At 56.2% G+C, this 13,241-nt stretch carries 12 protein-coding genes; 4 read left to right on the forward strand and 8 right to left on the reverse strand.

What is annotated here, in order from left to right:
* Positions 1-14: 14 nt before the first annotated feature.
* Positions 15-872: an FKBP-type peptidyl-prolyl cis-trans isomerase gene (gene fkpA, locus DZE2538_RS17690; RefSeq protein WP_019845190.1), complete on the reverse strand. Its 858-nt coding sequence runs from the start codon at positions 870-872 to the stop codon at positions 15-17.
* Between the two features lie 212 nt (positions 873-1,084).
* Here fkpA and DZE2538_RS17695 point away from each other — a divergent pair, with 212 nt between their 5' ends.
* Positions 1,085-1,303 carry a protein SlyX gene (locus tag DZE2538_RS17695; RefSeq protein ID WP_023640877.1) on the forward strand — a complete coding sequence of 73 codons (219 nt, stop codon included), beginning with the start codon at positions 1,085-1,087 and terminating at the stop codon, positions 1,301-1,303.
* Positions 1,304-1,332: 29 nt separating this feature from the next.
* Here DZE2538_RS17695 and qhpR read toward each other — a convergent pair whose 3' ends face one another.
* Together qhpR and DZE2538_RS17705 are read right to left on the reverse strand one after the other, a co-directional pair.
* Positions 1,333-2,373 (reverse strand): AraC-like transcriptional regulator QhpR, encoded by a 1,041-nt coding sequence (gene qhpR, locus DZE2538_RS17700; RefSeq protein WP_016942992.1) that lies wholly within the window; start codon positions 2,371-2,373, stop codon positions 1,333-1,335.
* Positions 2,374-2,523: 150 nt separating this feature from the next.
* A complete protein-coding gene (locus DZE2538_RS17705) occupies positions 2,524-3,540 on the reverse strand; it encodes a phosphotransferase enzyme family protein (RefSeq protein ID WP_038916887.1) in 1,017 nt (338 codons plus the stop codon).
* A 369-nt stretch (positions 3,541-3,909) separates the two neighbouring features.
* Between DZE2538_RS17705 and eat the strand changes: the two genes are divergently transcribed.
* Both eat and DZE2538_RS17715 read left to right on the forward strand, forming a co-directional pair.
* Positions 3,910-5,292: an ethanolamine permease gene (gene eat, locus DZE2538_RS17710; protein WP_038916888.1), complete on the forward strand. Its 1,383-nt coding sequence runs from the start codon at positions 3,910-3,912 to the stop codon at positions 5,290-5,292.
* Between the two features lie 460 nt (positions 5,293-5,752).
* A complete protein-coding gene (locus DZE2538_RS17715; RefSeq protein WP_038914718.1) occupies positions 5,753-7,003 on the forward strand; it encodes an oxalate decarboxylase family bicupin in 1,251 nt (416 codons plus the stop codon).
* Positions 7,004-7,126: 123 nt separating this feature from the next.
* On the opposite strand, the gene slyD is transcribed toward DZE2538_RS17715, so the two are convergent.
* From slyD to kefG, 4 genes are all read right to left on the reverse strand, one after another.
* Entirely contained in the window at positions 7,127-7,738 is a 612-nt protein-coding gene (slyD, locus tag DZE2538_RS17720; RefSeq protein WP_019845185.1) for a peptidylprolyl isomerase, read from the reverse strand.
* Positions 7,739-7,886: 148 nt separating this feature from the next.
* Positions 7,887-8,081: a YheV family putative zinc ribbon protein gene (locus DZE2538_RS17725; RefSeq protein ID WP_016942987.1), complete on the reverse strand. Its 195-nt coding sequence runs from the start codon at positions 8,079-8,081 to the stop codon at positions 7,887-7,889.
* Positions 8,082-8,154: 73 nt separating this feature from the next.
* On the reverse strand, positions 8,155-9,969 hold the full coding sequence (kefB, locus tag DZE2538_RS17730) for a glutathione-regulated potassium-efflux system protein KefB (RefSeq protein ID WP_038916889.1): 1,815 nt from the start codon (positions 9,967-9,969) through the stop codon (positions 8,155-8,157).
* A gap of 2 nt (positions 9,970-9,971) precedes the next feature.
* Complete coding sequence (gene kefG, locus DZE2538_RS17735; protein ID WP_023640881.1) at positions 9,972-10,523, reverse strand: glutathione-regulated potassium-efflux system ancillary protein KefG; 552 nt, start codon at positions 10,521-10,523, stop codon at positions 9,972-9,974.
* 123 nt (positions 10,524-10,646) lie between these two features.
* Here kefG and DZE2538_RS17740 point away from each other — a divergent pair, with 123 nt between their 5' ends.
* Positions 10,647-12,566, forward strand: a complete 1,920-nt coding sequence (locus DZE2538_RS17740) for an ABC transporter ATP-binding protein (RefSeq protein ID WP_038916890.1) — start codon at positions 10,647-10,649, stop codon at positions 12,564-12,566.
* A 65-nt stretch (positions 12,567-12,631) separates the two neighbouring features.
* On the opposite strand, the gene DZE2538_RS17745 is transcribed toward DZE2538_RS17740, so the two are convergent.
* Positions 12,632-13,237 (reverse strand): LysE family translocator, encoded by a 606-nt coding sequence (locus DZE2538_RS17745; RefSeq protein WP_038916891.1) that lies wholly within the window; start codon positions 13,235-13,237, stop codon positions 12,632-12,634.
* Positions 13,238-13,241 lie beyond the last annotated feature (4 nt).

The raw sequence follows: 13,241 nt of genomic DNA on the forward strand, positions 1-13,241 counted from the left end.
CGGCGTACAAGGCATTACTGAGCGGCTTTCTTCGCTTTGTCGTCAGCCGGTTTTTCTGCTTTCGGTGCAGCAGCGCCTTTCGCGTCGGCATCTGACTTGATATCCAGCAGTTCGACGTCGAACACCAGCGTAGAGTTAGCCGGGATCCCCGGAACGCCCGCTTCGCCGTAAGCCAATGCCGGTGGGATAACCAGCTTGATCTTACCGCCTTTCTTCACGTGCTTGAGGCCTTCAGTCCAGCCCGGGATAACGCCATCCAGACGGAAAGACAGCGGCTCGCCGCGTTTGTAGGAGTTATCGAACTCGGTGCCATCAACCAGCGTACCCTTGTAGTTCACCACTACAGTATCGCTGTCTTTAGGTGCTGCGCCGGTCCCTTCCTTATCTACCTGATAAAGCAGGCCGGATTCAGTTTTCTTCACGCCTTTTTCTTTGGCGAAGGCATCACGGAATTTGGTGCCTTTATCCGCATTGTCTTTAGCGTCCTGCTGCATTTTTGCCTGAGCCGCTTCTTTCACGCGGCCTTCAAACGACTGCAGGGTTTTCTCTATTTCTTCGTCAGACAATTTGCTCTTGTCAGCAAACGCGTCCTGAACCCCCTGGATCAACTGTTGTTTATCCAGTTTGATACCCAGTTTTTCCTGCTCTTTCAGGGAGTTGTCCATGTAGCGACCCAAAGAGGCGCCCAGCGCATACGCGGCGGCTTCTTCATCGCTCTTAAATTGACCTGCCGCTGCTTTCGCTGTGTCCGCTGCCGCAGGAGCGGTAGCCGCTGCATCAGTGGTCTTGGCCGCATCCGCCGCCATAACACCCGTACTCAGCGCCAGTCCCATGGCCGCCGTCAGCAGTGTGACTTTAAACAGTGATTTCATCCATCTCTCCAACATTCGGAGCACCATGCCCCGGCAACATTAACATTTCGCCAGCTACTATAACGTTGCGTGCAAAGACAATACAACGACACGCCGCACCAGATAGCGAAAAATTCTGAATACCAGGATTTACGCCCGATGGCGTAGGGTTTTACTACCAGAACTTTCCGCTTTCTGACACACTTTGCACTCACTGCACGGGAGGAAAAATGATGTCACTGTCACCACTGGAACAACGGCTCGAATTGCTGGAAAGCCGACTGGCTTTTCAGGAGATAACGATAGAGGAATTGAACCAGACCGTCGTGCACCATGAACTGGAAATGGCCCGGTTACGCGAACAATTACGGCTGCTCACCGACAAACTGCGGGCGACGGCCCCTTCCATGATTGCCTCACAGTCGGAAGAAACACCGCCGCCGCATTATTAATACCGGCAAACCCGATAACCACCAGCGTGTTATGCCTTGCGCCACTGCCGTGGGCTGATGCCAAACCAGCGGCGGAAGGCGCGGGAAAACGCGCTCACCTCGGAGTAGCCCAGCAGGAATGCCATCTCGGAAATCGACAGCTGGCGTTGCTGCAAATAGTGTGTCGCCATTTCGCAGCGCACCTTTTCCACCAATTGGGTGAAGGTGATGCCTTCGTCTTTCAAGCGACGCTGTAGCGACCAGCTCGATAACCCAATGCTCTCCGCCACCTCGTCCAGCGACGGTTCCCCCTGCGACAACACCTGACGCAGCCGGGCGCGCGCCAGTTCCACTACGCTCTGCTGGGGGGCGTCGTTGTTAAGCCGACGCAACGCGTCCTGCACCACCAGCAGCAACAGCGGATCATTGTCCGGCATAGACCGCGTCACATCACGCTTGGGGATCAGCAGGGAGTTGAACGGCTGGTCGAAATACACCGGTGCGTCAAACACTTTACAGTGTTCATGCCACTGCTCGGGGCGGGGATGTTCAAAATGGACCTCCCGCGGTGCCCAGTTTTTGCCTGCCGCATGACGAATCAGGTTTAATATCATCCCCAATGTCAGCTCGGCATCCTGCCGACAATGCAGGATAGCGCCGTGACGCACCTGATAGTCAAAGCGCCAGCAGTCGCCTTTGTCCACCAGACGAATCAAGGTATCGTGCTGATGAAAAGGGAAGGCATTGACTACGTTATGCAATGCCTGCTCCAGAGTGGCACTGCATAACCCAACATAGCCTATCAACCCCAACGCCTGCGGTTTGAACTGTCGGCCGTAATGCAGCCCGAAATTATCACAGTCCGAATAACGGGCCGCCTCCTCCAGTACCCGGCAATAATTGACCAGTCCGACGCTAAGCGTCGGGCAGGCCAGCATTTCCGGGTTGATACCGCTGATACCGAGAATGCGATCCGCATCGCCGCCTTTTTCACCGATAAAATCGGTCAGACCTGATGCCGCCGCCGCCAGAACCCCCCGATGTCCGGATAGCTCGGCCACCGGCGGTAACCGAAAAGACGTGGTTTCCATGATTCCTGCCTCACACAACCGATTCAATATCGTAAACCTGCAAATTCCATACCATTCACAAGTTACTGATTTTTATCGCGTCGAAAGGCAAAGTAGCACCACGACGATCCCGTGGTGCGCTATCATGGTGCACGGTTCGCCACGTCAGAGTCAGGCACCCACCGGCAGTGCGACGTTCTCCAGATAACGGCGACATAACCGCACGGTGTGGTCGCTCCAGTCGGTTCCCAAACTGATCGCCTGCTCCGTCTGACTATGCGATCCCGCCCAGGCCATTAACTGAATGCGCCGCTGGATCAGCAACGAGGGGATCACCGCCCGGTCCGCCTCGCCCAGTGGGCAAATTTTCTGGTAACCGTCTAGCCAGCCTTCCACCCATGACGGTGCGCTGGGGTGATGCTCCACAAAGCTGATTGCCGCTGCCAGATCGTGCAGATACCAGCTAAAGCCGCAATCATCAAAGTCGATCACCCGGGTTTCGCCGTTTTGCAGCAACAGGTTAGTCAGCCGTAAATCCGCGTGGATCAACCCATAACGCTGGCGATCCTTACCGTAGTGGGTCAGCGCCTGCTGCACCTGTGCCAGCGTTTCTTCGATGACGCCGTGATCCGTCGCCTTCAGGTTGGGCGCATCCTGCCAGCGCCCCCAGTGCCCTTGTGGCCCGACCATGGTGTCATGGTCCCAAACCAGACGACGAAAACCGGTGGGGCGCTCCCAACGACGGCTGTGTTGATGCAAACGGGCGGTGATCATCCCCAGTTGTTCAAAAGCGGCGGCGTCAACCTCGGTGGTCGGCATCTCACCGTCAATCCAATGGAACAGCACCACATTGCGTACCGTACCATCGCTCATCGTCACGGTTTGCACGGCTTCGCCATCCAACCCGTTCAGGGCCTGCGGCACGGTAATACCTTCTTCACGCAACGCGTCCAGCCAGGCCAGTTCACCGGCGATGTCCTCACGCTGATGATAGCCGGGACGGTGAATACGCATCGCGTAGCGTTTACCACCGGCATTCAGCCGATAGGTGGCGTTTTCCGAACGACACAACAGGCTGAGCTGCCCCTGTTGCGCTGATGGGTAACGTTGCATAGCCAGTGCGGCCAACTGGTCCAGCGTGGTGTTATCAAGGGTATCGTACTGTTCTGCCATATCCTGCTCTGCCATAGGGGTTATCTCATCCAAAGAGGGCCAAACCGGTGGTGTCCAGCGGACAGGGCACCGCCTGACTATCAGAATGAGATCACTCCCGCGATGATGCTTGACGTCACAGTGCCGCAAATTGACCTTGCACGACACCGCCCCGCCGAACCCTCCCGGTTTGACCGTAGAGCGCAAAAATCTACGGGCAGAGGTCAAGTCGCCGACGAACCCCAGGCGGCATTATCGAAAGCGTACCACCCTGCCGGACATATCTGGCGCAGTACGCAACCGTACCGCTTTCTGACACGGTGATTTTTATAACCACATGATTTTTATACACAGAGGTGATGAAAAGCCGCTATTTTCATCCCACGACGTGTAGGGGAGACCGTCATGACAATGCAGCTAAAACCCACGCAGTTAAAACCCACCCTGGGTACGCTTCATCTGTGGGGGATTGCCGTCGGCCTGGTGATTTCCGGCGAGTATTTCGGCTGGAGTTACGGCTGGGGTGTGGCGGGAACGCTAGGCTTTCTCGTCACCACCTTGATTATCGCCGCCATGTACACCTGCTTTATTTTTAGCTTCACCGAACTGACCACCGCCATTCCTCATGCTGGCGGCCCCTTTGCTTATAGCCGTCGCGCCTTTGGCGAAACCGGTGGCCTGATTGCCGGTATGGCGACCCTGATCGAGTTCGTGTTTGCCCCGCCGTCGATCGCGATGGCTATCGGCGCTTATCTCAATGTGCAGTATCCGTCGTTGGATCCGCGCTACGCCGCCACCGGCGCCTACCTTATCTTTATGACACTGAATATTTTGGGCGTGAAACTGGCGGCGATGTTTGAACTGTTCGTCACCGTGCTGGCGGTCATCGAATTACTGGTGTTCATGGGGGTGGTCGCGCCCGGTTTCAGCATCAGCCACTTCGTCGCCAACGGCTGGGCCGGTAGTAGTGATTTCGGTAGCCCGGCCATTTCCGGCATCTTCGCCGCCATTCCCTTTGCTATCTGGTTCTTTCTGGCGATTGAAGGTGCGGCGATGGCGGCGGAAGAAGCCAAAGACCCGCAACGCACCATTCCTAAAGCCTACATCAGCGGTATTATCACGCTGGTGGTGCTGGCGCTCGGCGTCATGGTGATGGCAGGCGGTGTGGGTGACTGGCGTACGCTGTCCAACATCAACGACCCGTTGCCGCAGGCGATGAAAGCCGTAGTGGGATCAAACTCGGGCTGGATGCACATGCTGGTGTGGATCGGTCTGTTCGGGTTAATCGCCAGCTTCCACGGCATTATCCTCGGGTATTCGCGTCAATTCTTCGCGCTGGCCCGGGCAGGTTATTTACCTGCCGGACTGGCTAAGCTATCCCGCTTCCAGACACCGCACCGCGCTATTCTGACTGGCGGCGTGATTGGCATCGCCACCATCTTTAGCGATAGCTGGATCAACCTGCAGGGAATGACGCTGACCGCCGCGATGATCACGATGGCAGTGTTCGGGGCCAACGTGATGTACATGATGAGTATGCTGAGCCTGTTTCGTTTACGCCGCAGCGAACCGGAGCTGCATCGTACCTTCCTGGCACCGGGTTATCCGGTCATCCCGGCTATCGCACTGGCGCTGTCGGTGGTGTGCCTCATCGCGATGCTGTGGTTCAACCCGGTCATTGGCGGCCTGTTTATTGTGCTGATGCTGATGGGTTACAGCTATTTCCTGATGACCCGCGCCCAGCGAGACAATGCTCCTCAGGACGCCATGCTGGTAGGGAAAGAGTAATCCGCCTTTCTCACCGGAATGGTTCAACACCATCTTATTCAACGCTATATGATTCAACGCCTCCCTCGGGAGGCGTTGCACTGTAAAGCGACAACTGCGCAACCTGTAAACAAGCATTACAACGCATCCCCTGCCCGGTACTACCACACCGCGTCCCTATCCCCGCTCTTTTTTTGCCAGAACGCTCATTCGGCGAAACAAAAACGAAACATTAGTGAAACAGATAGCAAACACGGCCATTTTTCCATGCTTCCTCACCGGTAATACATAAATAATATTTATATTTATTGCCAACAACTCCTTACAAGTCACCCGCAGAGAAAGTGAGCTGCTGTTATAAAAATACAGGATGTCTGACTGCGACGAGATAGCACTGCATCGGCCTACATCACGAGCAGGCCATTGCGAATGGTATCCGATGACATGATGACATCACATTTAACTTAGCAAGGAGTCGCTCATGAATGCATTAACACGTCGAAACTTTATGGCGTTCACCGTTGGCGGAACCGTGGCACTGGCCGCCGGGAAACTACACGCACAAGATAACGCCATTCCATGGACTGGGAACGGCCTGGGAGGGAACGACCCCGGCCCGCAAAACCGGCAGCGGCAAATGCAGAACCCCGATCTGGTCAACCCGCCATTAACCGATAACGGGACTTTACCCAATCTGCGTTTTTCTTTTAGCGACGCCCATATACGCAAAGGCAGCGGCGGCTGGACACGTCAGGTAACGCAACGCGAGCTGGGTATCTCCACCACCATCGCCGGTGTGGATATGCGCCTCAACGCAGGTAGCATCCGCGAGCTACACTGGCACAAAGAAGGTGAATGGGCCTACATGCTGTATGGTAACGCTCGAATTACCGCCATCGACGCTGAAGGACGTTGGTTTGTTGATGATCTGGGCGTCGGCGACCTGTGGTATTTTCCACCGGGTGTACCACACTCGATTCAGGGCCTGGGGCCTGATGGCTGTGAGTTCCTGTTAGCCTTTGACAGCGGTAACTTCGATGAAGACAGTACCTTTTTGCTGAGTGACTGGTTTAAACATATACCGCCGGACGTGCTGGCGAAGAATTTCGGCGTACCGGTGGAGACCTTCAGCCACCTGCCCAGCCCATCCGACGAGTACATTTTTGCCGCGCCGGTACCGGGAAATATCGACAAGGGCGCGTTTGGCGGCGCAGGTCAGGTCGTCAACCCATTCAGCCACCGTATGCTGGCGCAGGCCCCCATCAAGACCAAGGGCGGTACCGTGCGTATTACCGACTCGTCGGTGTTCAAGGTATCCAAAACGATCGCGGCAGCACTGGTAGAACTGGAGCCCGGCGCCATGCGAGAACTGCACTGGCATCCGAATAATGACGAGTGGCAATACTATCTTGAAGGAGAAGGGCGGATGGGAGTGTTTGCCTCATCCGGGCAGGCGCGCACCTTCGATTTTCGTGCAGGTGATGTCGGCTACGTCCCCTTCGCGATGGGGCATTACGTGGAAAATACCGGCACGACGCCACTGCGTTTTCTGGAGTTGTTTAAGAGCGACCACTATGCGGATATCTCGCTCAATCAATGGCTGGCACTGACGCCACCGGCTCTGGTGGAACAGCATCTGCACCTGAACAACGCCTTCATGCAGTCATTACAAAAAAGCAAAACACCGATTGTGCCGGACTACCCGGCAACAAAGACGGGCACCAAACGCTAACGCATTCGACAGCGCCACCACAACCGCCAGACGGCGGCAGGGAAAAATCCCCCTCCACCCACGAGGGGAAATAGCAAAAAAAAAGCCGCGTTCACACGCGGCTTTCTCTGAAACAGGGAAATATCAGTGCTGGCAACCGCAACCGCCGTGGCCGCCGCAACCGCCTTTACCCTTTTCATGGTCATGATCGTGATCATGGCCGTGGCCACCGCAGCAACCGTCGTGATCATGGTCGTGACCACCACAGCAGCCTTCGTGATCATGGTCGTGCGCACCGTGCACATGGCCGTGGGCCAGTTCTTCTTCCGTAGCTTCACGGATAGCAACCACTTCCACGTTGAATTTCAGGTTCTGGCCTGCCAGCATGTGGTTACCGTCAACCACAACGTGGTCATCCTGCACCTCGGTAATTTCTACCGGTACCGGACCCTGATCGGTATCAGCCAGGAAGCGCATACCAACCTGCAGCTCATCCACACCGACAAATACGTCTTTCGGTACGCGCTGAACCAGATTGTCGTCGTATTCGCCGTAGGCATCGTTAGCACCGACGCTAACGTCAAAACGCTCGCCCACATCGCGGCCTTCCAGCGCTTTTTCCAAACCGGAAATCAGCGAACCGTGACCATGCAGATAGTCCAGCGGTGCGCTCACCGGAGACTCATCAACTAATACACCATCTTCTGTACGAACCTGATAAGCCAGGCTGACCACCAGGTCTTTTGCTACTTTCATGATATCTCCTAGCGTTGGAAATCAATTTGCGCAAATTGTAGCGGAAAAACATCCCCATGTATTGCCCGGGATAAAAAACTGTCTGGAAGACCTGTTCCACCGGCGTACCGTGCATCGCCCACCGCCATTACAGCGGCTTTCAGCCTGACTATTCCGGTCGAAACAGGCCAATGATTTCACCGGCGGGCGGTGTGGCGGCCTTGGGTGGCGCTTCCGACTGGCTTTGCTGATACCCGCAGTGCACACACACCACGACCTCGTCATCGCCTTCGCGTCCTACCGCCAGCGTATCCTGTGAATGACACTTCGGACACACCGCTCCGGCAATAAAGCGTTTACGCATAGTTGTTCTCCGACTCCTGGTTAATCAGGTCTGTATTCACTTACGACAGACAACTTGTACACCGTGTCCCTGCTTAATGGTCGTCGTGCTCATCCCAGTCATCCGGTCGACGCCGCTCACGCTGCATTTCTCGCTCAAAGATCTCCTCAAGCTCGCGGCGGGCCTCTTTGACGCGGGAAATCTGCGCCACATCGCTTTTATGCTGCGGCATCAGTTCACGCAGCATACGCATATCCAGCCGACGAAAATGTTGCTGTGCCCGGTACGCCTGATGGGGGTGCATACCGAGTGTAATCAGCGTTTTGCGCCCCAATTCCAGCGCACTCGAAAACGTTTCGCGGGTGAACAGGGTGACACCTGCCTGCAGCAGTTCATGCGCTTCCACACGCCCGCGGGCACGCGCCAGAATCTCCAGATGGGGGAAATGCTGCTGACACAAGTGCACAATTGTCATGGAGTGCTCTGGGTTCACACAGGTAATCACGATAGATTGCGCCTGATCCGCCCCGGCGGCACGCAGTAATTCGAGCTGAGTCGCGTCACCGTAATACACTTTATAGCCATAGGAGCGCATCAGTCGCACCGCGCTGATATCACGATCCAATACCGTGATGCGCATTTTGTTGGCCATTAATAAACGCGCGACAACCTGCCCAAAACGCCCGAACCCCACCACGATCACCTGAGGCCGGTCATTCTCAACATAATGCTTTTCATCCACCTCTTCCTGATGGTTGAAGCGGCGCGATAACAGTTTGTCGATCAGCGTCATCAGCAGCGGCGTCAACATCATCGACAGGGTGACCGTCACCAGTAACAACGGCAGTTGCGACCCTTTCAGTACCCGATACGTCGCCGCAGAAGAAAACAGCACGAAAGCAAATTCACCGCCCTGACTGAGCACACCGGCAAACTGCAGTCGTTCAGAGGAACGCAGCCCGTACATCCATGCCAGCAGGTACAAAATAATCCCTTTCACCACCACCAGAATCGCCACGCCCGTCAACACCATCAGGATATTGGCGTACAGTATCCCAAGGTTGAGCGACATGCCGACCGAGATGAAAAACAGCCCCAACAGCAACCCTTTGAATGGCTCGATGGCGATTTCCAGTTCATGGCGGTATTCGCTCTCCGCCAGCAACACACCGGCGATAAACGTGCCGAGCGCCATCGACAGGCCCAGCGCATCCATAAACAGCGCAGACCCCAGCACCAGCAACAGCGCGGCGGCGGTGAATACCTCCCGCACGCCGGAGGCGGCGATAAACCGGAACAGCGGGCGCACCAGATAGCGGCCGCCAATCAGCATGCCGCCAAATGCCACCACCTTCAGCACCACCTGTCGCCAGTCATCCAGTTCACCTTGTACCCCCGCCAGTACCGGGATCAGCGCTAACGCCGGGATAACCGCCAGGTCCTGAAACAGCAGCACGGAAAAGCCGAGCTGACCGGCCTCGTTACGGTGCATGCCTTTTTCCCGCATCAGCTGTAACGCGATAGCCGTAGAAGACATCGCCAGCCCAATGCCGCCGATCATCGCCGACTGCCAGGAAAACTGACTCAGATACAACACGCCACCCAATAGCGTCGCGCTCAGCAAGACCTGCGCCGCACCGGTGCCGAAGATAGACCGCCGCAGCCGCCACAATTTGGCCGGGTCCAGCTCCAGGCCAATGATAAACATCAGGAAGACCACACCCAGCTCGGAAAAATGCAGGATGGCTTCCACATCACGGATGAATCCCAGCCCCCACGGGCCTATGGCGATACCGGCCAGCAAGTAGCCCAGCACCGCACCAATCCCCAGCCGTGCGGCAATCGGCACCATCAACACGGCGACAAACAGGAACAACACCCCGGCGTTCAATAACGAAGACGTTTCCATGTTTAGTAATCCCCATGGGGAAACGGTGACGCCAGCCAATCGCTGTAGGCTTTAGCGTGTTCCCGTAATACATCAGGCGGCAAACGCCGGGCCCAGTAAATCACCAGCGGCGATAACCAATTCATGTGGCACATGGCTGCCGTCATCTCAAACGGCCGCAAGACTTCATCCATTGAGTAGCGGTTCACGCCCGACGCGCGGTAGGCATCTTGCGGCTCACCGGTCGTGACCACCGAGCGCCAATATTTTCCAGCCAGCGCATTACCGCCGACCCCGTTAGCGAAGCCACGCGTCAGTACCCTGTCCAGCCACTCTTTCAGCAACGCCGGACAACTGTAGGTATAAAGCGGGTGCTGGAACACAATCAGTTGGTGATCACGCAGCAACTGCTGCTCATGATGAATGTCGATAAAAAAATCAGGATAGTGTGCATACAGGTCGTGCACCGTGACATGCCCAAGTTGCCGGGCATAGTGCAGTAGCAGCTTATTCGCGACCGAATCCTGAGATTCCGGATGGGCAAACAGCAGCAAAATCTTTGGTGGCTGCGACATCATTCCCCTCCAGGGCGTCGTCATTGCAGGTATTTTCGGCTACCATGCGTAGTGCAATACAACAGGACACGGCAGTCCTGATACCCGATCGGTAATTTAACATATTTGAACATTTGGCGCGTTATGATTGTTTTCTCCTCTTTGCAAATTCGACGCGGTACACGGGTACTGCTGGACAACGCCACCGCCACCATCAACCCAGGTCAGAAAGTTGGTCTGGTGGGTAAAAACGGCTGTGGCAAATCAACCCTGTTGTCATTACTGAAAGGGGAAATCAGCGCCGATGGCGGCAGCGTCACCTTTCCACAAAATTGGGCACTGGCATGGGTTAATCAGGAAACACCGGCGCTGGCACGCTCGGCTATTGATTACGTGATAGACGGCGACCGCGAGTTTCGCCAGTTGGAAGCCGACCTCGACGCGGCCAACGTCCGTAACGACGGCAACGCTATCGCCACCCTGCACGGCAAACTGGACGCGATTCAGGCCTGGTCGATTCAATCCCGCGCCGCCAGCCTGCTTAACGGGCTGGGGTTTCAGCAAGACCAGTTACAACGATCCGTCAGCGATTTCTCCGGTGGCTGGCGTATGCGCCTTAATCTGGCGCAGGCACTGATTTGCCGCTCCGACTTACTGCTGCTTGACGAACCGACCAACCACCTGGATCTGGATGCGGTGATCTGGCTGGAAAAGTGGCTGAAAAACTACCCTGGCACGCTGGTGCTCATCTCCCACGACCGGGATTTTCTTGACCCGATCGCTAACCGCATCCTGCATATCGAGCAGGAAACCCTGTTCGAGTACACCGGCAACTACACCTCGTTCGAGCAACAGCGCGCTACCCGTCTGGCCCAGCAACAGGCGATGTACCAGCACCAGCAGGAGCGGGTCACGCATCTGCAGCACTATATCGACCGTTTTCGCGCCAAAGCCAGTAAAGCCAAACAGGCCCAAAGCCGCATCAAGATGCTCGAACGCATGGAGCTTATCGCCCCGGCGCATGTCGACAACCCGTTCCGCTTCAGCTTTCGTGAACCGCAAGCGCTGCCCAACCCACTGTTGCGAATGGAGAAAGTCAGCGCGGGCTACGGCGACCGGTTGATTCTCGATTCTATCAAACTCAATCTGGTGCCCGGCTCACGCATCGGCTTACTGGGCCACAATGGTGCCGGTAAATCGACGCTCATCAAACTGCTGGCGGGCGAGCTTCAGCCGTTTAGCGGCGACATCGGCCTGGCCAAAGGCATACGGCTGGGGTATTTCGCCCAGCATCAGTTGGAGTTTTTGCGCCCCGACGAATCACCGTTACAGCACCTGACCCGACTGGCAGAGCGCGAGACCGAGCAGCAACTGCGTGATTATCTCGGCGGTTTCGGCTTTCGGGGCGACAAGGTCACCGAATGCACCGAGCGTTTTTCCGGCGGCGAAAAGGCGCGACTGGTGCTGGCGCTGATTGTCTGGCAGCGCCCTAACCTGTTGCTACTCGACGAACCGACCAACCATTTGGATCTCGACATGCGCCAGGCGCTGACCGAAGCGTTGATCGACTTCGACGGCGCGCTGGTGGTGGTATCGCACGATCGTCACCTGATCCGATCCACCACCGACGATCTCTATCTGGTGCACGACGGCAAGGTCGAGCCGTTTGACGGCGATCTGGAGGATTACCAGCAGTGGCTATTGGATGCCCAGAAGCAGGATAACGCGGCAGAATCCGCCCCCAAAGACAACGCCGCCAACAGCGCGCAGTCGAGGAAAGATCAAAAACGGCGTGACGCCGAACTGCGCACACTGACTCAACCGCTGCGTAAGCAGATAACCCAACTGGAACAACAGATGGAGAAGCTGCAGGCAACACTGAGTGCGGTAGAAGAGCGCCTTGCCGACAGCGGGTTATATGACGTTAGCCGCAAAAGCGAATTGACCGACTGTTTGCAAAAACAAAGCGCGACGAAGGCCGAACTGGAGAATACCGAAATGGCCTGGCTGGATGCGCAGGAACAACTCGAACAGTTGCTGCGCGACGCCGAAGCCCAGGGGTAAGCACCATCCTGAGTGAACGGCGGGCGCAATACGGTGGCCCTCCGTTCAGATTCTCTTGACGATGATTAATGCCAAATCATCAGCACGCAGGTTGCCGTCAGTAACCCCATCGCGAGGTTGAATACCTTCCAGGCACGTGGACTTTGCAGCAGGCGGCCGATCATCGCACCAAATCCCAGCCAGATAACCCCGGCCACGAAATTAACGCACACCATCGCCACGCTGATAGCCACCACCGACCCGACATAGCCGTCGCCAGACAGGCTAAACCCCGCGACCGCGCCCAGCGACATCAGCCAGGCTTTGGGGTTGAGGAACTGCAACAACCCACCCTGATACAACGGAATCGGCCGCGGCGGTGCCGTTTCGGTATCCAGCTTTTCGTAAGCCGCCGTGGCAATCTTCCACGATAACCACAGCAGATAGACACTGCCCAGTAGCTTCAGCGCCAGATGCAGTGAGGGATAAAGCAGGATCAGGCTCCCCAACCCCAGTGCTACCAACAGCAGTATGCTTTGCATACCGATCATGATACCCAGCATCAACGACATAGAGCGTAATACGCCAAAGTTGGCTGCGGAGGCAGTAAGTAGCATATTATTGGGCCCAGGTGTAATGGCGGCGACCCACAAGAAACCGAGCATTGAAAGAAACAGGCTGACGTGCTCCATGAAA

Origin of the sequence: Dickeya zeae NCPPB 2538 (genome assembly GCF_000406165.1) — a bacterium.
Classification (GTDB): domain Bacteria; phylum Pseudomonadota; class Gammaproteobacteria; order Enterobacterales; family Enterobacteriaceae; genus Dickeya; species Dickeya zeae.

Coding starts and splice junctions, on each gene's coding strand:
- DZE2538_RS17705 (WP_038916887.1), bottom strand. CDS start 3,540: ATGGCAGAGCAGGATATGGCAGAACAGTACGATACCCTTGATAACACC.
- DZE2538_RS17715 (WP_038914718.1), top strand. CDS start 5,753: ATGAATGCATTAACACGTCGAAACTTTATGGCGTTCACCGTTGGCGGA.
- eat (WP_038916888.1), top strand. CDS start 3,910: ATGACAATGCAGCTAAAACCCACGCAGTTAAAACCCACCCTGGGTACG.
- qhpR (WP_016942992.1), bottom strand. CDS start 2,373: ATGGAAACCACGTCTTTTCGGTTACCGCCGGTGGCCGAGCTATCCGGA.
- DZE2538_RS17695 (WP_023640877.1), top strand. CDS start 1,085: ATGTCACTGTCACCACTGGAACAACGGCTCGAATTGCTGGAAAGCCGA.
- kefB (WP_038916889.1), bottom strand. CDS start 9,969: ATGGAAACGTCTTCGTTATTGAACGCCGGGGTGTTGTTCCTGTTTGTC.
- slyD (WP_019845185.1), bottom strand. CDS start 7,738: ATGAAAGTAGCAAAAGACCTGGTGGTCAGCCTGGCTTATCAGGTTCGT.
- fkpA (WP_019845190.1), bottom strand. CDS start 872: ATGAAATCACTGTTTAAAGTCACACTGCTGACGGCGGCCATGGGACTG.
- DZE2538_RS17725 (WP_016942987.1), bottom strand. CDS start 8,081: ATGCGTAAACGCTTTATTGCCGGAGCGGTGTGTCCGAAGTGTCATTCA.
- kefG (WP_023640881.1), bottom strand. CDS start 10,523: ATGTCGCAGCCACCAAAGATTTTGCTGCTGTTTGCCCATCCGGAATCT.
- DZE2538_RS17740 (WP_038916890.1), top strand. CDS start 10,647: ATGATTGTTTTCTCCTCTTTGCAAATTCGACGCGGTACACGGGTACTG.
- DZE2538_RS17745 (WP_038916891.1), bottom strand. CDS start 13,237: ATGGAGCACGTCAGCCTGTTTCTTTCAATGCTCGGTTTCTTGTGGGTC.